The sequence below is a fragment of the Texcoconibacillus texcoconensis genome, assembly GCF_014202575.1.
Taxonomy (GTDB): Bacteria; Bacillota; Bacilli; order Bacillales; family Salisediminibacteriaceae; genus Texcoconibacillus; species Texcoconibacillus texcoconensis.
On sequence record NZ_JACHHB010000016.1, the window covers coordinates 43,060 to 63,737 of the forward strand.

Annotated in this window: 20 protein-coding genes and 5 tRNA genes; all 25 read right to left on the reverse strand. The window is 39.6% G+C overall.

Annotated features, from left to right (window positions below; genetic code table 11):
• Positions 1–26 precede the first annotated feature (26 nt).
• Entirely contained in the window at positions 27–197 is a 171-nt protein-coding gene (locus HNQ41_RS14490; RefSeq protein ID WP_184665156.1) for a CxxH/CxxC protein, read from the reverse strand.
• A gap of 179 nt (positions 198–376) precedes the next feature.
• A complete protein-coding gene (locus HNQ41_RS14495; protein WP_184665157.1) occupies positions 377–1,612 on the reverse strand; it encodes a S1C family serine protease in 1,236 nt (411 codons plus the stop codon).
• A gap of 162 nt (positions 1,613–1,774) precedes the next feature.
• Entirely contained in the window at positions 1,775–2,569 is a 795-nt protein-coding gene (locus HNQ41_RS14500) for an MBL fold metallo-hydrolase (protein WP_184665158.1), read from the reverse strand.
• 46 nt (positions 2,570–2,615) lie between these two features.
• Positions 2,616–3,386, reverse strand: coding sequence for a two-component system regulatory protein YycI (locus HNQ41_RS14505; protein WP_184665159.1), 771 nt, complete (start codon positions 3,384–3,386; stop codon positions 2,616–2,618).
• A complete protein-coding gene (locus HNQ41_RS14510) occupies positions 3,373–4,734 on the reverse strand; it encodes a YycH family regulatory protein (protein WP_184665160.1) in 1,362 nt (453 codons plus the stop codon). Before HNQ41_RS14510 ends, HNQ41_RS14505 begins: the two co-directional genes overlap by 14 nt.
• Positions 4,731–6,548: a cell wall metabolism sensor histidine kinase WalK gene (gene walK / locus HNQ41_RS14515; RefSeq protein WP_184665161.1), complete on the reverse strand. Its 1,818-nt coding sequence runs from the start codon at positions 6,546–6,548 to the stop codon at positions 4,731–4,733. The genes HNQ41_RS14510 and walK overlap by 4 nt, the downstream gene beginning before the upstream one ends.
• A 3-nt stretch (positions 6,549–6,551) precedes the next feature.
• Positions 6,552–7,262, reverse strand: a complete 711-nt coding sequence (yycF, locus tag HNQ41_RS14520) for a response regulator YycF (protein ID WP_184665162.1) — start codon at positions 7,260–7,262, stop codon at positions 6,552–6,554.
• Between the two features lie 245 nt (positions 7,263–7,507).
• The gene (locus HNQ41_RS14525) at positions 7,508–9,037 is read right to left on the reverse strand and encodes a LysM peptidoglycan-binding domain-containing M23 family metallopeptidase (protein WP_184665163.1); all 1,530 of its coding nucleotides are present in this window, start codon (positions 9,035–9,037) and stop codon (positions 7,508–7,510) included.
• Between the two features lie 204 nt (positions 9,038–9,241).
• Positions 9,242–9,317 (reverse strand) — tRNA-Thr (locus tag HNQ41_RS14530).
• A 5-nt stretch (positions 9,318–9,322) separates the two neighbouring features.
• Positions 9,323–9,398: transfer RNA gene (locus HNQ41_RS14535), tRNA-Phe, on the reverse strand.
• Positions 9,399–9,402: 4 nt separating this feature from the next.
• A tRNA-Asp gene (locus HNQ41_RS14540) sits at positions 9,403–9,478 on the reverse strand.
• Between the two features lie 100 nt (positions 9,479–9,578).
• A tRNA-Met gene (locus HNQ41_RS14545) sits at positions 9,579–9,655 on the reverse strand.
• Positions 9,656–9,659: 4 nt separating this feature from the next.
• Positions 9,660–9,734: transfer RNA gene (locus tag HNQ41_RS14550), tRNA-Glu, on the reverse strand.
• A gap of 295 nt (positions 9,735–10,029) precedes the next feature.
• Positions 10,030–11,316 (reverse strand): adenylosuccinate synthase, encoded by a 1,287-nt coding sequence (locus HNQ41_RS14555; RefSeq protein ID WP_184665164.1) that lies wholly within the window; start codon positions 11,314–11,316, stop codon positions 10,030–10,032.
• 183 nt (positions 11,317–11,499) lie between these two features.
• Positions 11,500–12,864: a replicative DNA helicase gene (gene dnaB, locus HNQ41_RS14560; protein WP_184665165.1), complete on the reverse strand. Its 1,365-nt coding sequence runs from the start codon at positions 12,862–12,864 to the stop codon at positions 11,500–11,502.
• Between the two features lie 33 nt (positions 12,865–12,897).
• Positions 12,898–13,341, reverse strand: coding sequence for a 50S ribosomal protein L9 (gene rplI / locus HNQ41_RS14565; RefSeq protein ID WP_184665166.1), 444 nt, complete (start codon positions 13,339–13,341; stop codon positions 12,898–12,900).
• A complete protein-coding gene (locus tag HNQ41_RS14570; protein WP_184665167.1) occupies positions 13,338–15,305 on the reverse strand; it encodes a DHH family phosphoesterase in 1,968 nt (655 codons plus the stop codon). The genes rplI and HNQ41_RS14570 overlap by 4 nt, the downstream gene beginning before the upstream one ends.
• A 14-nt stretch (positions 15,306–15,319) precedes the next feature.
• Complete coding sequence (locus tag HNQ41_RS14575; RefSeq protein WP_184665168.1) at positions 15,320–16,258, reverse strand: YybS family protein; 939 nt, start codon at positions 16,256–16,258, stop codon at positions 15,320–15,322.
• 259 nt (positions 16,259–16,517) lie between these two features.
• Complete coding sequence (gene rpsR, locus HNQ41_RS14580) at positions 16,518–16,745, reverse strand: 30S ribosomal protein S18 (RefSeq protein ID WP_184665169.1); 228 nt, start codon at positions 16,743–16,745, stop codon at positions 16,518–16,520.
• A gap of 59 nt (positions 16,746–16,804) precedes the next feature.
• A complete protein-coding gene (gene ssb, locus HNQ41_RS14585) occupies positions 16,805–17,338 on the reverse strand; it encodes a single-stranded DNA-binding protein (RefSeq protein WP_184665170.1) in 534 nt (177 codons plus the stop codon).
• Positions 17,339–17,377: 39 nt separating this feature from the next.
• On the reverse strand, positions 17,378–17,665 hold the full coding sequence (rpsF, locus tag HNQ41_RS14590) for a 30S ribosomal protein S6 (protein WP_184665171.1): 288 nt from the start codon (positions 17,663–17,665) through the stop codon (positions 17,378–17,380).
• A 187-nt stretch (positions 17,666–17,852) separates the two neighbouring features.
• Positions 17,853–18,953: a redox-regulated ATPase YchF gene (gene ychF, locus HNQ41_RS14595; RefSeq protein WP_184665172.1), complete on the reverse strand. Its 1,101-nt coding sequence runs from the start codon at positions 18,951–18,953 to the stop codon at positions 17,853–17,855.
• A 161-nt stretch (positions 18,954–19,114) separates the two neighbouring features.
• Positions 19,115–19,300, reverse strand: a complete 186-nt coding sequence (locus tag HNQ41_RS14600; RefSeq protein ID WP_184665173.1) for a hypothetical protein — start codon at positions 19,298–19,300, stop codon at positions 19,115–19,117.
• Positions 19,301–19,351: 51 nt separating this feature from the next.
• The gene (locus HNQ41_RS14605) at positions 19,352–19,561 is read right to left on the reverse strand and encodes a DUF951 domain-containing protein (RefSeq protein WP_184665174.1); all 210 of its coding nucleotides are present in this window, start codon (positions 19,559–19,561) and stop codon (positions 19,352–19,354) included.
• A gap of 93 nt (positions 19,562–19,654) precedes the next feature.
• Positions 19,655–20,674: a YkvI family membrane protein gene (locus tag HNQ41_RS14610; RefSeq protein WP_184665175.1), complete on the reverse strand. Its 1,020-nt coding sequence runs from the start codon at positions 20,672–20,674 to the stop codon at positions 19,655–19,657.
• Positions 20,675–20,678 lie beyond the last annotated feature (4 nt).

Sequence of the window (20,678 nt, forward strand, 5' to 3'; positions counted from 1 at the left end):
ACATAAGTTATCCACATATACACATGTTAATTGTGGGTTTCGTTGCTCACCTTATAATTAGCCGCTTCCTCGCAAAACGAACATGTTGTGGATAAATGATCTGTGTTCGATAATTCCTCAATCTTTGGCGCTACTCCATAACGGTCTACAACTTCATCTATTGCTTCTTCTACGTGTTCTTTACAACTATAATACACGTTGATGTCTCCCTTCTTTTTGCAAACTTGTCCTTCTTTATTTTAACATACCCATTTTTCCACTGTGGATAAATCATATCTATTCCATTAAAAAAAGACCTTTACTCTTTCGGATATATTATCCCTGTCTTTGTGGATAAATACAACCGATTTCGTAAAGGTCCTCATGAATTGTTTTTTTACATGCTCGTTTGTTCTAAAGTTACTTGTGTAGATTGTTGTTCGCCATTTCGGTAATAATGAATGTCTATCGTATCTCCGATCACTGCTTCCGTATATAAAAACTTACGTAAATCGTGCGTATCTCTAATTTCTATATCGTTCATTTCAACGATGACATCACCTTCAGTTAAGTCGGCGCGATCTGCTGGTGAATTTGGTTCGACGCCTTCTAGATATACGCCACCTTCTACATCTTCAGGTAGTTGTAATGTGCTTTGCCAATGGAAACTTGGCAGTTCATTGAGTGATCGAATCAGTACGCCAAGCTGAGGGCGCTGCACTTCACCGTAGTTTTCCAAATCTTCAATGACTGGTAGTGCAACTGATGTAGGAATCGCAAAACCAATCCCTTCTACAGCTTGTTGAGCAATTTTCATTGAATTAATCCCGACAACTTCTCCAGTAATATTGACGAGTGCACCGCCGCTGTTTCCTGGATTGATCGCTGCATCGGTTTGTAACACTTCAGAATTCCAATCTGCTTGACCGTTCCCACTTAAATCAATCGGAATGCTTCTTTCTAAAGCACTAATAATACCGAGCGTAACGGTCCCTTCAAATGCTAGTGGGTTCCCAATAGCAATAGCTGGTTCACCTACTTGCAGGCTATCGGAATCACCAAAGTCTGCAACCGTATCAACCTTATCTGCCTCTACTTGTAACACAGCTAAATCGGTCAATTCATCTTCGCCTATAAGTTCTGCAGGGATTCGATTACCGTCACCTAATGTAATATCAATTTCACTAGCGCCTTGAATGACGTGTTGATTTGTAACGATGTACGCTGAATCTCCTTGCTTTTTATAAACAACACCAGATCCTGTTCCTTCACCTTCTTGTCCTGGACCAAAAAAACTATCAGGGACTGCTCGGACATTCACAACACCTACGACAGCATCTGAAACACGTTCAACCGCTTCGGTAACTTCTGAACTCACTGAAACACCAACCGCTGGATTTGAGGTTTCAGCAATCTCCTCATTGAACAGGCCCTCTTCTTGGTTGGATGCTTCTTGTTCTCCTTGAGGAAGGATTTCGTAAGGAAGAAGACCACTGTTTGCAAGGAATGGAAGAGAAAACACAACGATTAATGCACCTAAGATACCAGATAGCAATGCATAGATGCCTGTTCTTTTCGAATCTTTTGATTCGCGCTGCCGTGAAGGATCAACATGATCATCATAGTAACCCATCGCTTATATACCTCCTTACCCAACCTAACATTCGCTTAACCTGTGATTCTATTTTATTGGAGTGGTTTGTTTTCCGTCTAGCAAAATTCATGACTTTTGACCATTTTCTATACATATAAAATATACCCATAGAAACATATTTTTAAACAGCTTCCGCTTTACTTACACGCTCGCAAGCGCAGTTGGTTGAACAGGGTCTGTATCATATAAATGTAAACCGTCCCCAACGAGAAAACCTAAGCTTTCCATCGTTTGCTTCACGGTCATATGAGCAAGATCTTTCATGTTATTATCTTTGCTTAAGTGAGCAAGATAAACATTGGTCTCTTTCTCACCGATCAAATCTCCTAGGGCAAGGCCTGCGTCCTCATTAGAAATATGACCGAGATCACCGAGAATACGCCTTTTCACATTCCAAGGGTATTTCCCCATTCTCAACATTTCCATATCGTGATTTGCCTCGAATATGAAAGTATCTGCTCCACGGACAGTTCCTTTAATTCGTTCGCTTACATATCCAAGGTCTGTTACTACTGAAAGCTTTTGTCCCTCATGGTGGACATTGAAAAACATCGGTTCTGCCGCATCATGGGAAACACCAAATGATTCTATATCTATATCACCAATCGTCATCGTCGATTCCGTACTGAACGTAAAACATTGCTCAGAAGAAAGGTCACCGAGGTGACCTTCCATTGCTTTCCACGTTGGGCCATTGGCGTAAATCGGTAAAGCATAGCGACGTGCCATAATGCCAGCCCCTTTAATATGATCGCTATGTTCATGACTAATCAGTAACGCATCTAAGGTTTTCGGATCGACTTCGATTTGTTTCAATGAAGCTTCGATCTTTTTTCCACTAAGGCCAGCGTCTATGAGCAACCGTTTTTTTTCAGACTCAACATATATCGCATTACCAGTGCTCCCACTAGCTAATACACTAAATCGAAGACTCATCTACTATACACTCCTGTATTCAAGTATTTTCTCTATCGTAAATATTTTAATTTTGAATGGCCCCATCTATTGCATTGACGTAATAATTTTTACCATTAACGTTCACACGCCACATTGGAGCAAAAATTTGTATATCATCAATCGGTTCAAACAAGCTATAGTACCCTAATTCAACATCATTAATCGCTGTGTTTTCGGGAATTAATTGCTCATTAAATAGATTTTCGATCGCTTTGACTGGTGTGAGAACTTCTTGTTCTCGTCCGTGTTCATTAAGAGACATATTTGTCTGGTAATAAGCTTCCACTTCCATATCATCATTGATATGGATTTCGAGGTGATAGCGATTCGCATCAAAATGTTGAATTTTAATATCTTCAAACGTTTGATGTAGGCGGATCACCTGTTCATCTTCATCGTATTCTGAAAGCTCATACTCACTTCCATAAATGACGTTTTCATTTAAAAATGATCTTACACTTGCTGACATGTTCGAAGATGTTAATAAATAAGGGTCGTCTAGTCTTGAATATAAAATCACATCGTTGATGATCTCTATCTCTTGCTCTTCTAAAATGGCGGCTTGTTGTTCATCGAAAGACCGTACTGACCCTGTTAAATGAGTCCCACTTTCCACTCCTTCTGAATCATCAATGTTGATTTCAATATTCATTTCTTCAAGCCGCTCATGTATTGTCGCTTCTGATAAAACATTCATATCCCGTTCTTCTTGTCTATCCATCAATTGATAAAACAAAAAGACGTTGAGGAATAAGAAGGTGACAATAAAGATTGTCTTTGCTTTACTCCAATCCACGTACTGATACCTCCCCAGCGACTTCTTGCTCTGACTCATCTAAATCAGGAATTGGTTGCCATGAGCCATGATATTTCATAAACCATTGCGGCTGAAAAATCAGAAATGACTGTTGTTTTGTCATATGTTGACCTATTTGGATATCGTCAACTGAATCGATATCGACTTCTTCACTTTTATCTAACTTTTTCAAGATTTCAGTCGCTGGTGATAGCGAAATACTCTCTTCAAACTCGAACGGGTCATCTTCTAGTTCAAATAAAGGTCTCGTGTACTCTTCAATTCGACCACTCGTCTTTTGCAAGTTCATCGTGTACAAACGGTCATCCCCTATATTCGAACCTAAAACGGGTGTACCTGAAATCGAGAGTCGAAATGTCACATTTTCATGGTAAGTTGACACGTTGTAATCATCGTATAAATACGTATCTGTCCAACCTCCGTGACTATTTACAAAATCCAAACTTTCTTGAACCATCCCATCCCCTTCAGTTGGTTCTGGATCACTGAGTACGGGATGGACATAATTAATGACGTCTCCGCCATTTTCGATATTCAATATTCGATTACCATCACTAAAAGACTCTTCACTATTTCCCTGAAAATAATGCTGAACATGTTCAGGATCGCTGAACATCAGTTCTTTAAACGTTTTGACTTGAATGACGTTAGACATAAACGTATAACGTTTCATTTCTAACGGTTCACTAGGAAAATAACTTATTTCTTCAATATCAGATTCTTCATTTTCGTTAAAAACCTCTGCTTTTGCTGGGACTGTAACATTCTCAACATTGGCCCTTAAAGCTTCTAGATCTTCGAAAGTCATATCGGTTTTTCCTTGTACAACTGATTTTTCATCATACGAAATGAATTGAATAGACACGTCAGCTTGTTCGTTTTGTTCATTAACAAATAAAACAATCCGATCAACCTTTGAAATAGACATCTCTTCTTCTGATATATCAAATAATTGTTCAATATCTTCACTGTATATTGGTGCAGGATAAATAAACTCGAAGCCACCGATTTGTTGTGACATTGAGACAGCGGTAGAAGATGATGTGACTAACTGTTCGATTTCAAGTTCTGTTAACTCAGCGAGAAACATCGATACATGATCTTCACCTGGAATGAGCCATTCATGTCTGACTCCATCGTGAAAAACAATTTCTCTAGGACGTACAATATCCGTCACTTCTTTCTCTTCACCGATTTCTGTACTTTCTATATACTCTGTAGGTTCCAAAAGACGGTATTCAGGTTGATACGTCCAAATCAGCCAAGTTAAATAAACGCTCGTTAAAATGAGAACAGTTAGTAAAACCGTTTTAATATGTTCGATCATGCTTCCTCCACCGTCCCATCATCATAAGGGAGACTAAAGAACATTGTTGTACCTTTCCCCCAATCACTACTTACCCAAATTGATCCTCCGTGAGCAAATACAATTTCCTTGGCAATCGCTAAGCCTAACCCTGTACCGCCTAAGCTTCGTGCACGTGCTTTATCAACACGATAAAAGCGGTCAAAAATATACGGAATATTTTCTTTAGGGATTCCTACACCTTCATCACGAACACTTACAACGACGCGATGTGCTTCTTGTTTAATTGTACAAACGACCGCTCCTCCTTCTGGAGAGTATTTAATCGCATTGGAGATCGTGTTATCAAACACTTGGGTTAGCTTATCGTGATCTGCTTGAACTTTTACAGGTTTATTTGGAAATTTACGCTTAAATTGGATCGATGCATGTTTTGTAGACATTTCAAACCGATCAACAATTTGGTTGGCAAACGTAACAAGGTCTAACGTCTTCTCGTTAATTTGATAGTCTTTACTATCCATTTTCGATAGCTGCAATAAATCATTAACGAGACGGATCATTCGTTCTGTTTCATTTTGAGTTACATGCAGAAACCTTGGTGCAATTTCCGGATCATATAACGCCCCGTCATCCAGTGCTTCTAAATAACTTTTCATCGATGTCAGTGGTGTGCGCAGCTCATGTGAGACATTGGCAACAAATTCACGGCGTTCTTGTTCTACCTTTTCTTGCTCAGTGACGTCGTGTAAAACAACAATAAGTCCGTTTTTCTCTCCATTTTCTTGGGTGACTGTAGAAATGTTTGCTTCCACAACAAATTCCTGGTCAATACCGCTAAAGTCGAGCAGTAAAGGCTCGTCCATTTGATACATGTCTTCAATGGTGACCCCTTCGATATGAAGGAGATCTGTAATCGGATATTCGATGCCTTCTTCGTTTGTCGTATTCAAAATTTCCTCTGCTCGTCGGTTCATTAAAATGACACGGCCCCCACGGTCTGTTGCCATGACCCCGTCAGTCATATTCGCGAGCACAGAGCTTAATTTGCGACGCTCTTCCTCTGTTGTTGCTTGAGCATCTTGAAGTTTATCACTTAAATCGTTGAATGATGTTGCAAGTTGGCCGATTTCATCTGCCCCATATACTGTTACGTTTCGTGAGTAATCACCTTCACCTAAGGATACGGTTTGCCTTTTCATATCAACAATCGGACGTGTGATCGTTCGTGATAATAAAATCCCTAAGAGAGCAGTAATACCTAAAGCAATCATCGTACCAGTCATTAATATTTGATTGATTTGTTGCATTTCATCGTATATTTCTTCCATTGATGCTTGGATGTAAATCGCGCCTATCGTCTGGTCCTCAGAAGAAACAGGTGTCGCTAGTACGCGCATTCGATGCCCCGTTTGTGGCTCACGAACAATATCTTCATCAGGTGTACCAACTAATGCTCGTTTGACTAAAACATTGGTTGTTCTTTGTCCGACAATATGACGTTCTGTAAAATCGGATGTGCTAACAACCACATTATTTTCATCAATGACTTGCGCTTTTGCTTGTTCAATATTAAAAAACTCATTTAACAAAGAGTCAATCGACGCTTGTAAAGATGGGTCATCGTCATCGCGGTCTGCAATCATTTCCTGCTCAACATTATAGGAAAGTAAATCTGCCCGATCATCGATCATTTCAAAAAAGTTCGTCACGAGCTGATCTTCAAGCTGTCTCGTGAAATAAACACCGATAACTTGCATCGCAACAAGAATGAGCAAAACGTAAATAATGACGATTTTTACATGAATCGATTGTAAAAAATGAACTTTTTTCATCCTTTAAGACTCCTGCTCAACTTGACGCATGTAATACCCAACACCACGACGAGTAATAATCCAATTCGGGTAACTTGGGTTGTCTTCTACCTTCTCTCGTAGACGTCTTACTGTAACGTCAACAGTTCGCACATCTCCAAAATAATCATATCCCCAAACAGCTTGTAGTAAGTGCTCACGGGTCATGACTTGTCCGATATGCTTAGCTAGGTAATGAATCAATTCAAATTCACGATGCGTTAATTCAATTGCTTCCCCACGCTTTGTGACTAGATAGGCATCCGGGTGAATAGTGAGCGCGCCAATTTGAATATCATTTGTTTCCGATACTGCTTCTTTAGACTGTACTTGATTACGACGTAAATTGGCTTTTACTCTTGCTAATAACTCGCGCGTACTAAAAGGTTTTGTAACGTAATCATCTGCACCTAGTTCTAACCCGAGTACTTTATCAATCTCCGAGTCTTTTGCTGTCAGCATAATAATCGGGATTTCAAATTGTTTTCTTATTTCCCTACATACTTCCATTCCATCTTTATAAGGCAACATAATATCTAAAAGAACAAGGTCAGGAACGGGGTCTTGTACCTTTTCTAAAGCTTCATTACCATCATAGGCACAAGTGACTTCAAACCCTTCCTTTTCTAAATTAAATTGTAAAATATCTGCAATCGGCTCTTCATCATCGACAACTAAAATTCGTTGTTTATCCATATCAGCTAGCCTCCAATTCATAATCAGCGCAGTTCATCAAAAATCTCTACCTATATTCTATCATAATCAGCAAAATCGTCTCTATTTCATAAATGGGAACTACCCCCTGTATATAACTTACAATCATACAAATGAAGCTGATCCATAACAAAGTCGGTCCTCAATAAAAGAAAACGTAAAACATTGCGTTCTACGTTCTCCCTTTCTAACAGGATACCAGCTTTGTAGTGAATCAGCTTGATCATTTAATAAGTCACGTAATTTAATGGGTCTTTTACTTGTCCATTTTCATGAACTTCAAAGTGTAAGTGAACGCCTGTGGATCTACCAGTCGACCCCATTGTACCAATCGTCTGACCTTGACCTACAGTTTGTCCGACACTTACATCAATAGATGATAAATGAGCATATACAGTCTCCATACCATTATTATGATTAATTCGAACTGTATTGCCATAACCACCTTCATTACCCGCTGAAGAAACGACACCATTGTCTGCTGCTAAAATATCACGGTTCGATACACCAGCAACATCAATGCCATTATGCATTCGTCCCCAACGTGGGCCCATTGGACTTGTCATTGTTCCTCCAACAGTTGGACGAACGAGATCCCCTGTCCCTCTCGATGGAGAAGTTTTTGTTCCATGCACAACAATGCGATCTTTCGCTTCTTTAGTAACTTCCTCTTCAATAATTTCTTCTGCTACAGATTGACCATTTTCATACACATTTGCTGAGGTGATCAATTTTTCCCCATCTGAACCAGATTGTCGAACTTCTGATTCCCCTTGCCAAATAGCGTCATCTTCCTCTGTTCTTTCTTGATATCGAATCGTTTGTTCTTCTTTTTTTATACGTTCAACAACAACATCAATCAGTGGTTCGTAGACAGTGACGCTAAGTTCATCACCCAATTGTAGCAAAGTATCTTCATCAATATCATCGTTTAACGCTAACAATTCATTTAGAGAAAGGTCATGATCAGATGCAATAGACCCGAGCACATCGCCTTCACTAACTTCATATTTATCTTCTTCTAACGTTCCGTTAATAATTACGTCTTTTGCCTCATCAATACTTAATATTTGATCAGGGTGAGCACTTGATTGTTCACTCTCGATGTCTGCTGATAATTCAATGTCAATTAATACTTCTTCACCAGACTGAATGTCTTCAATCACTTCTTCTTCATCGAGTGCTTCTCCAGCTCGTTCTTGCCATTGTTCCCATTCATCATCACTTAAATAGTCTTTAATCAAGCTCTTTCTAATTTCCTTAACATCTTTATCAGCATCAATATGACCAACAGTTTCACCATCAACAGTTATGTATTCACTTGGTACATGAACTTCAAGATAGTCTTCTAACTCACCGATCGTTTGTTGATTATCTACACGACTTTGAAATACACGCTCTACAGTATAAGAGATGTTTTCCCCAACTAACAGTTCTTTACCTTCAAATTGGTCAGCATTTTCTTTTAACACTTTGTCCATTTTATCTTCGACAATTTGATAGTTATCGACAGAACCAATCCGTTTGTCATCTACTTCAATATGATAGATTTTCTCTAATTCTTCAAAGTAATTAATATGTGCACTTGCTTGTGCCATTGAAAGTGAAGAAACACCCAATGAAACAGCAAAAGCAAGCGTACCTGTAACAATTCGTTTATGATAATTTTTCCATTGGTGTTTAATCATTTGCTGTTGTTTTCTCCATCGATCATAAATGAAAGACGAAAAAGACGACAACCGTATTTTCCCCTTCATATTGTTCTCCTCCTACGATTTCAACTCAATATATATTCAAGACAATACTTTAGTTTTTAACCTATTGCATTTTAACACAAACCGACAATTTTTTAGCAATTATTACGAAATTGTAATATAAATGTATTGTTGATGTTAAAGATAGACATGAGCAAAAAAAAACTACTTATCCTCTGATAAGTAGATGTTTTATAAATATGTAACTGGTGCTGGCCAGAGGACTTGAACCCCCAACCTACTGATTACAAGTCAGTTGCTCTACCAATTGAGCTAGGCCAGCAAAAGTGGTGGCTCGAGACGGAATCGAACCGCCGACACGAGGATTTTCAGTCCACTGCTCTACCGACTGAGCTATCGAGCCTAAATGGCGGTCCCGACGGGATTCGAACCCGCGATCTCCTGCGTGACAGGCAGGCATGTTGACCGCTACACTACGGGACCATTATTGGAATATATGTTTTGTGCTTGTCCATTTGTACTTTTTCAAGTACACAATCCCACCTTGCTTTGATGATTATTCGACGAAGTTGCGATGGTATTTTGGTTGCGGGGGATGGATTTGAACCACCGACCTTCGGGTTATGAGCCCGACGAGCTACCAGACTGCTCCACCCCGCGATGTTGGTGACCCGTAGGGGATTCGAACCCCTGATACCGCCGTGAAAGGGCGGTGTCTTAACCACTTGACCAACGGGCCTATTTCAATCAATTTCATTTTGTGTTTGCGACTGAGCAGTTATCCTGTCAGCGACATTTATAATAATATCACTTATATTTTTGAAATGCAATAGCTTTTTTAAAAAAATATATTTTTTTCTTAGCAACCAGCTATTTGCTTTCTGCTCTCAACAAGTCTTTTACTACTTTAACTAATTTTTTATGATTTCGCAAGTCTAAATTCGTTGGAAATATATAATTTCATGTTGGGATAAGCGACTGAATCGTTAATAAAAGTCCCGATCAACCTTGAACCGGTAATCGGGACTTTAAAATTAAGCAAATACGCCTCGAACTTGATTCGTTTGTGATCGGTCAGGTCCAACTGAAAACACGCTTAGTGGAATCCCTGTTAACTGCGAAATTCTTTCAACATAATAAAGTGCATTTTTCGGTAAATCATGGAGAGATTTTGCCCCTGTAATATCTTCTGTCCATCCTGCAAGTTCTTCATATACAGGCTCACATTCGGCTAAAACATTTAAATTTGCTGGGAACTCTTCAATGATTTCACCTTTATATTTGTATGCGACACAAATTTTGAGTGTTTCAATGCCCGTTAATACATCGATTGAGTTTAATGAAAGGTCTGTGATTCCACTAACTCTCTGAGCATGGCGAACAACAACACTATCAAACCAACCAACGCGGCGCGGACGTCCTGTTGTCGTTCCGTACTCTTTCCCAACTTCACGAATCTGTTCACCTATTTCATCGGTCAATTCTGTTGGAAATGGACCATCACCAACGCGTGTCGTATAAGCTTTGGATACACCGACGACATGATCAATTTTTGATGGACCAACGCCAGAGCCAATTGCCACACCACCCGCAATTGGGTTTGATGAAGTAACAAATGGATATGTTCCTTGGTCAATATCTAACATTACGCCTTGTGCGCCTTCAAACAATACACGTTTTCCTAGTTCAAGGCCGTCATTTAGCACAACAGAAGTGTCTGTTACGTATTTAGCAATTTCTTGGCCATATTGAAAGTACTCTTCTAAAATATCCTCTTTCTTAAAGCCCTCTACTTCATACATTTTCTCTAATAAACGATTTTTTTCTTGTAAGTTATACGTTAGCTTCTCATCAAAAGCAGAACGATCTAAAAGGTCTGCGATTCGAATACCAACGCGGGCAGCTTTATCCATATAGGCTGGACCGATGCCTTTTTTCGTCGTACCTATTTTATTCGCACCTTTACTCTCCTCTTCTACCACATCTAGTTTAAGATGGTACGGTAAAATAACGTGGGCGCGATTACTAATTCGCAAATTACTCGTATCTATTCCACGTTCATGTAAATATTCAAGTTCTTGCACAAGAGCCTTGGGATCGATCACCATCCCATTTCCAATCACGCAAATTTTATCATTATAAAAAATCCCTGATGGAATCAAATGGAGTTTAAATGTTTGTCCATTAAATACGATCGTATGTCCTGCATTGTTTCCACCTTGATAACGTGCAACAACTTCTGCTTGTTCTGATAAGTAATCAGTAATTTTACCTTTTCCTTCGTCTCCCCATTGCGTTCCTACTACGACTACCGACGGCATCGGCCAGCACCTCCGTTACGAATATTTAAAAAAGCAAAATTAATTTCGTTCGTATTCATTATTAAACACACTTTGATTTTACCAGTTACATGAATAACAGTCAATTAAACACGAACGTTACTCATTGTTAACTCTACGTTATTCGTATTTAAAAAAAGGTGACGAAAACAAGTATCGTCACCTTTACGCACCTGGTGGCATGTCCCCTTCATCAAAGCGCCTTTCCAAGTTTACAAACTTATTATATTCTTTTACAAAGGCTAGTTCGACAGTTCCAACAGGACCATTACGTTGCTTAGCAATAATAATTTCGATAATATCTTTCTGCTCCGATTCTTGATCGTAATAGTCATCACGATATAAGAAAGAGACGATATCGGCATCCTGCTCAATACTTCCTGATTCACGCAGGTCACTCATCATTGGTCGTTTATCTTGGCGTGACTCAACGCCACGAGAAAGCTGGGATAAAGCAATCACAGGTACATCTAGTTCACGGGCAATCCCTTTCAGTTCTCGGGAAATTTCACTGACTTCTTGCTGACGATTCTCGCCATTTCGTCCATCCCCTTGAATAAGTTGTAAGTAGTCAATCATGATCATACCAAGTCCTTTTTCCTGTTTTAGACGTCGACACTTGGCACGAATATCATTGACTTTTACACCTGGGGTATCGTCAATATAAATGCCCGCATTAGATAATGAACCCATCGCCATCGTTAACTTTTCCCAGTCTTCTTCTTCAAGCTGTCCAGTTCTTAACCTTTGTGCATCAATATTACCTTCAGCACACAGCATACGCATCACTAATTGAGAAGCCCCCATCTCAAGACTGAAGATCGCAACGTTTTCTCCAGACCGAGTAGCGACATTTTGCGAGATATTTAAAGCAAAGGCTGTCTTACCTACAGAAGGTCTAGCAGCAACAATAATCAAGTCACTGCGTTGAAAGCCAGCTGTAATATTATCAAGTTCTGTAAAGCCTGTTGCAATACCAGTGACATCCTCCGTTTGCGTTTGTAACAACTCGATCTGATCATAGGCTTCGATGAGTACATCCTTAATGGATGTGAAAGCACTCGTATTCTTTTTTTGCGCAATTTCAAGTACTGTACGCTCAGCATCATTGAGAATATTTTCGACTTCTTCTTCAGCTGCATACCCTTCAGCTGCGATATTCGTTGCTACACGGATCAGGCGACGTAGTAACGATTTTTCTTCAACAATTTGACTATAATAATCGATGTTTGCAGCAGTAGGAACGGCATTGGCAAGATCACTCAAGTAAGAAACGCCACCGACTTCCTCTAACCACTTGTTATCTTGTAGTTCACTCGTTACTGTCACTAAGTCAACTGGTTCGCCTTTTTCCCCTAACGTGAGCATAACTTGAAAAAGTCGTTGATGGGCTGCGCGATAAAAGTCATCTGGGTCCAAACGTTCTGAAGCTGTGACTAGCGCTTCGCCTTCTAAAAAGATCGCACCAAGAACCGCTTGCTCCGCTTCAATATTTTGCGGAGGCGTTCGATCTGCAAACAAATCGCTCATTGTTTCTCCCTCTTTCTATTAAGCCAAATTTCCTTAGGCTTCTTTCACATGTACTTTTAAGGTAGCTGTCACTTGTGGGTGAACTTTTACCGTTACATTCGTATAGCCTAAGTTTCTGATTGGCTCATTCATTTCAATTTTTCTTTTATCAATCTTTAAGTCCATCTTTTTCAACTGTTCAGCAATCTGCTTATTCGTCACGGCACCGAATAAACGTCCTTTGTCTCCTGATTTTGCACTCAATTCTACCGTGGTGTTTTCTAGCTTTTCTTTAAATTGTTTTGCTTCTTGTAATTTATTCTCTTCTTCACGTTTTTGGCTTTCTTGTTGTTTTTCTAAAGCTTTGAGGTTAGCTTTTGTCGCCTCTTTTGCTAGATTATTTTTCAATAAATAATTGCGAGCATATCCTTCAGAAACATCTTTCACTTCACCTTTTTTTCCTTTACCTTTAACATCTGCTAAAAAAATGACTTTCATGACGATTGACCTCCTTCAAAGTATTCATCTATTTTTTCATTTAATAGCTCCTCAACTTCTTCAATGCTATAACCATCTAGTTGAGTCGCTGCATTCGTTAAGTGGCCACCTCCGTCAAGCTTTTCCATAATCACTTGTACGTTGACATCACCTAAGGACCTTGCACTAACATTGACGCGCTCTTCATCTACATGAGAGATGACAAATGAAGCGACGACATCTTTTAGTGTGAGCAGTGTATCAGCTGCTTGCGCAATAAGGACACGACCGTAAGTTTCCGCTGGGTCTCCTTTTGCAATTGCAACACTACCTCGGTATACAGAAGCACTTTCAACGAGCTTTGCTCGCTTTACATATTGACTTATATCTTCTTTCATTAATTGTTGTACGAGCGTAGTGTCAGCTCCTTGTGTTTTCAAAAATGAAGCTGCGTCGAAGGTACGAGACCCTGTTCTAATCGCGAAACTTTTCGTATCAACAATAATACCTGCTAAAAGTGATGTTGATTCTAACACATCAAGACTTGGTGTGTGCGGCTGATACTCTAATAGTTCTGTTACTAGTTCTGCCGTTGAAGATGCATATGGTTCCATATAAACAAGAACAGCATTTTCAATAAATTCCTCACCTCGTCGGTGATGGTCAATAACGATCACACGATTTACTTTCTTTAATATCTCCGGGTCGATCGTCATCGATGGTTTATGCGTATCAACAACGACAAGTAATGTATCTTCAGTTAATTCTTCGTGTGCTTCTTCCGGTGAAATAAATTGTGACCATAGACGATCATGCTCACGAACCTCTTCTAGAAGATTACTAACGCTTTCTGTGTCATTTGGATTAACGACGACGAGCCCTTCCTTGCCATTAACTTCAGCAATCTTTGCCATGCCAATTGAGGAGCCGATCGCATCCATATCTGGGTTTTTATGCCCCATGATGAGTACTTTATCGCTTTCTGCGACAAAATCACGCATCGCGTGGGATATGACACGGGCACGTACACGTGTCCGTTTCTCAACAGCATTGGATTTTCCACCGTAGAATCTTACTTGCCCGTTTCGTTCTTTGATCGCAACTTGATCTCCCCCACGCCCTAATGCTAAATCAAGGCTCGACTGTGCAAGTGAACCGAGCTCGCGCAAGGAACGCTCACCACTTCCAATTCCAATACTTAACGTGAGTGAAACATTCTCTTGCCCTGTTACTTCACGGACTTCATCGAGAATTGTAAAGCGTTCTTCTTCTAACTGTTCAAGCGTCCCTTCATTTAATACAGCAATGAACCGATCCGCTGATGCACGCCGTAAAAAGATATCATATGTTTGCGACCATTGATTTAATGATGAAGTGACATGGCTCATCAATTTACTCCGTAATTGATCGTCCATCCCTTGCGTCACTTCTTCGTAATTATCTAAATAGACCGTTCCTAGAACGGTTTTTTCTTGTTCAAATCGATGTTTCAGTTCTTGTTCGTCAGTGACATCGAACAAATACAACAAGCGCTCGTTACGTTTGACAACGACGCGATACGCACGTTCGTTCACTGTTATCACAAATTCATCTTGCTCAGCACGGAGGCGTTTTGGTAATGATTCGCTAATCACATCCACCGTCTCCCCAATTAAGGTATGATCCAGGACTTCATTCATATAAGGATTCACCCATTGAATAACACCTGTTTCACTATAGGTGACGATTCCTATTGGTAATGAAGTGACTGCTTCTTCGCCAACTTTGTTAATTCGATAAGTTAAACGAGAAATATAATCAGTCATCTCATTTTCAAAGCTGTTTTTAGCACGCAGCATCAAAACTAAAATCGCAACACCTACAACTAGGCTAAATGAGCCTAATTGCCACTGATAAAATAACAAGATAAGTGACAGGACAATCGACCAAGAAAACAGTGCGATGAGATGGTAGCCGTGCCACCGTCTCAATATCGTTTTCGGCATAGCTCGAACAACTCCTATTTGCCTGAATTCATCCGTTTTCGAAGGTCGAACCCTAAATCAATCAGACCTAGAATTCGGACGATACTTAAGAGGAACGGCATAAAAAGACTCACGATGACAATCGTAATCGGAAACGCACGCGTAACTCCTTTATTATAGAAATAGAAGAAAATAAACGCAAAACCTTGAATAATCATCGCCATTTCTAATAATGGCGTAAGGTTCATCACCACAGTATACATCGTATCCCCTTGTTCGAAACCAATCATAAGCAAGATTAGCATGATCAAATAATACCATATAAACGATTTCGGAAACGACCATTCTCTAAGTGGTGGAAAGGTCGATATTTCATACTTCAAGCGACGTAAAAAGGTTGACGCAATCCATTGTATGAATAAAGCATAACCAATACCCGTCACAATAAATAGAAACGGTGTAATCACCATCAATTGATCAATAAACGTTTCCATTTGAGTAAGAACGTCACCTGATTCACTTTGTCCAATTGAACTTAACAGCGTCTCAGCTGTTACTACGGATTCATAAAGCATTTCTTGCATCGTTTCAATCGGATGGATATCCAAAAGAACAATACTAATAATAAAATTAACAAGTAACGTTGCAATGAACGTTAATGATCCTGCTAACAAGACAGCAAAGGCTTGTTTTTTACGCCGAAACATTTCCCCAATTACAAGCCCACCTGTTGCAAATGTGAACGTAAGCGGTAATGCCATTGGCGTCAGTAACATCAACGTTAAAAACAAACTTGATACCCATACAAAAACGCCAGGTTTAAGACCGTGACGCATAACATATAAAATAAAAGGAATGGGCAACAACCATAACACAAGGGAGCCAACAAAAGGAACCCAAAATGAAATAAACAAAAGGACCATATAAATGGACAGAATCATGGCACCTTCTGTCACTGTTCGCGTTTGTTGCATGTTTTTCCCTACTTTCTATTCTAGTCAATGAAATTCAAATACCCAAGTTATATTGTAGCACGTCTTCTTTCATAAAGACAAAGTAACATCATATGTACATTTTCCCTCTTTTTAACCTCTTTTTAACCCCTTCTAAAACTTTAGGAAAACATTCATTTGTTCCACGTGAAACGAATGCGTTTTCATTTATCGAACTCAGAAATACTTTGAGATACAAAAAACTCTCAGTAGCTTCGTCACTACTGAGAGTTTTCATTTACTATTCAGTCACATATGGCAATAAAGCCATTTGACGTGCGCGCTTAATTGCACGAGTCAATTGACGTTGGTACTTCGCGGAAGTTCCTGTTACGCGGCGAGGAAGAATTTTTCCACGCTCGGAAATGAACTTCTTAAGGAGATCAACGTCTTTATAGTCAATTTTGTTAATCTTGTTAACCGTAAAATAACACACTTTACGGCGTTTTGGTCGACCACGACGTGCCATTTCCACCCCTCCTTTACTTTTAGAATCGTTATTTTGAAACACATGCATGTTTTATTGAATTAGAATGGGAGATCGTCATCGGAAATGTCGATCGGCTTCCCATCGCTTGCGAATGGATCATCGGATAAATCAGTCTGACCTTTTTGACCACCTGATCCAGGTGCTTGACCTTGGTTACGCTGAAATCCGTCGTTTGCTGGTTCATATGGGTTCGGACTAGGGCTTGGATTCCCGTACGATTCCTGTGAGCCAAATCCGCCACCACCACTGGCATTTTTCGGTTCTAAAAACTGTACGCTTTCGGCAACAACTTCTGTTACAAAAATGCGACGTCCTTCTTGATTTTCATAACTACGCGTTTGCATACGCCCGTCCACGCCAGCTTGACTTCCTTTTTTAAGGTAGTTAGCCACGTTTTCGGCTTGCTTTCGCCATACGACACAGTTAATAAAATCGGCTTCTCGATTTCCTTGTTGGTTCGAAAAAGGACGATTTACTGCGAGTGTAAAACTCGTAACCGCAATTCCATTGGCAGTATAACGCAATTCTGGATCTTTTGTTAACCTTCCAACCAGCACGACACGGTTAATCATCGTAACTCCTCCCCATTTTCTCCTTAATTTAATAAGGGTTTATTCATCATCTCGAACAGCCATCGTACGAAGAACATCGCCGTTGATTTTAACACGACGGTCGAACTCGTTGATCGCTTCTGCGTTTGCATTTACGTTAAGAAGAACATAGTAGCCTTCTTTATAGTCATTGATTTCATAAGCTAAACGACGTTTACCTTTTTCGTCGACATTCTCGATTTCAGCACCGTTATCTTTAAGCACTTGATTGTAGCGCTCGATTAACTCTTTAGTTGCTGATTCCTCGAGATTTGGACGTACAATGTACATGATTTCGTATTTACGCATCTTACGTCACCTCCTTTTGGTCTAACGGCTCCTATTACTAGGAGCAAGGAACAATGCTTAATTGCTCGCATCTGCATATTATAGCAGAAGCCGTTAATGTATACAAGCCGATTTTTATGAAAAGCGACAAAAGAGGAGGAGCCGCCAAGTTAACCGCTTGATGCTTACCTCCCCCTTCAAGATTTACTTATACATTAAAACGGAAATGGACAACATCGCCATCTTTAACGATGTACTCTTTCCCTTCTAAACGTACTTTCCCTTTTTCTTTAGCCGCACTCATAGACCCTTCTGTTGCAAGGTCTTCATAAGAAACAACTTCAGCTCGAATGAATCCACGCTCAAAATCAGAATGGATCACACCAGCTGCTTGTGGCGCCTTCGTCCCTTCTGTAATCGTCCAAGCGCGCACTTCTTGCTCTCCGGCAGTAAAGTACGTCTCTAAACCAAGCAATTGGTATGCCGCTTTAATTAATTGATCAAGACCAGATTCTGCTATTCCTAGTTCATCTAAAAATTCTTGTTTCTCATCACCTTCAAGTTCTGCAATCTCTGCCTCAATTTTGGCACAGACTACAATCACTTGTGATCCTTCATTTGCAGCGTATTCTTTTACTTTTTGCACTTTCGGGTTTTCATCCGCTTCTAACAATTCTCCTTCACTTACGTTAGCAACATAAAGCACAGGTTTCATCGTTAGTAAATGTAAGCCTTTTGCAATTTTTTCTTCCTCATCTGATAGTTCTACGCTGCGCGCAGGCTTGTCCTCTTCTAGGGAATCTTTGATTTTTGAAAGCACATCATATTCAGCAATAGCTTCCTTATCTTTCTGTTTTACCTGCTTTTCAACTTTAGCCATTCGCTTTTCAACTGTTTCGAGGTCAGCTAACACTAACTCTAAATTTATCACTTCGATGTCACGAATTGGATCGACACTACCTGATACGTGAGTGATGTCGTCATCTTGAAAGCAACGTACAACATGGGAAATCGCGTCCACTTGGCGAATATGAGAAAGAAATTGGTTTCCTAAGCCTTCACCACGACTTGCTCCTTCTACAATCCCGGCAATATCTGTAAACTCAAATGCTGTCGGTACGGTTTTTTTCGGTTTTACTAATTCTGTTAATTTTGTCAAACGGTAGTCAGGAACTTCTACGATCCCAACGTTTGGGTCAATGGTACAGAACGGATAGTTTGCCGATTCTGCACCTGCTTGTGTAATTGCGTTAAAAAGCGTCGATTTTCCTACGTTCGGTAAACCGACGATCCCTGTTGTTAAAGCCATTTGTCATACCCCTTTATCACAATGTTTCATTAGAAACGATTTGATTTGCTTCATTACCTTATTCAATTATAGAGACAAACGAAAAAAAAGACAAGAAACCGTATTGTTTCTTGACTTCCTTTCACCGGCGATGATTTCGTTTCTTTTTGGACAATCCAAGCCTATGAAACGTTCTTTTTTTGTGCTGAAGAAAATATATGAATGGAACAGATGATCGTTCCTAAAATATTAAAACCGAGCATGGATAGAACATATATTGAAACTGAATCTTCAACAACGTATGTCAGGTAACGTACAGTATTGATTGCAAATATGGCAAGCAACAAAGCATACAGTTTCCTGTTCATACAGAACCTCCGTAACCTTCTTCACTATTAAAGAAAGAAGGTAGAAAAATATTAAGAGTTGGACGATGACTCATGGCGTTCTATTACTGACTTTACTTTTTTTTCAAACTCACGCCGAGGCATTAAAACACTATGCTCGCAACCGAGACATTTAATTCGAATATCCATTCCCATACGAATGATTTGCCAACGATTTTCCCCACAAGGATGTTGTTTTTTCATCTTAACAATATCGTATAAATCAAACGTTTGATCAGCCATGTCTTACACCCCTTTATTACTCGAAAATGCTTGTACGCCAATTATACTATATATTACGGCACTTCTGCACGCGTATCTTAAGCTTAACTTTATCTATACCTTTTCAAAACGTTCTAAAATTGGGTAAAGGACAATCGCTGCTAACATGTATAAATTTAGAATTCCGTATAACGGATATAGCACGGCAACAAGTTGTGAAAAACCAAATGTCGTAAGAGGGATCATTGTACAAACAGCGATAAGCGCTAATAACCATAATGGGAAGGGAAAACGGTGTTGAATTCGTGTACAAATGCCAAATACACCAGATGCTGCAGATGTATAAATCGCTCCCCAAAGTAAGCCAGACATAATCAAAACCATAAAATGAGGGTAATTTGCAATAATCGCAAACAATGGAATTTCATATAACATTGCTTCATGAGCTACTTGTAGTAATGATTCATTATATAGTAACGATACGCTTCCCAAAATACCAGCACTACCTAAGCTAGCTATCCATATCTCACCAGGGTGGGAGATTTTTTGTCCTACAGCAGATAAAACGGCGATAAGCGGTAAGATATTTAAAGCTGTAAATGTAAATGCCGTCGGCCAATTACTTTGCCTCATCACATCAAACTGAATCGGAAAACCATTCATCCATTGGAATGCTAGAAGCGATCCTATAAGGAATAAAATAAGTAGAGGGATGATCAATGCATTCATGGACGTCATTCCACGAATCCCCCAAATAAATAAAACAACAAGAAGTGCCGACATCAAAATGACACCGTACCAATACGGTACATACATCACTTCTAACGTTGCTCCACCACCAGCAATCATAATAACGGACATTGAAAATAAATAGAGAAAAATCATACCATCATAAAACCTTGTCAATCGCTTCCCTACCAACGCTTGTAAAATTGGAATATAATGCTGAGATTGTTTTTCATAACTAATGGACATAATCACAAAGCAACATACAAAAAAGAAAATTGCAAACAAGATGATCGCAAGCGTACTTTCTGACCCGAAAAACTGCCACAACTCACGCCCCGATGCATATCCAGCCCCGATCATTGTTCCGATGATAAGAAACATCCACTTGAACCCTGCCTGCCACATGATC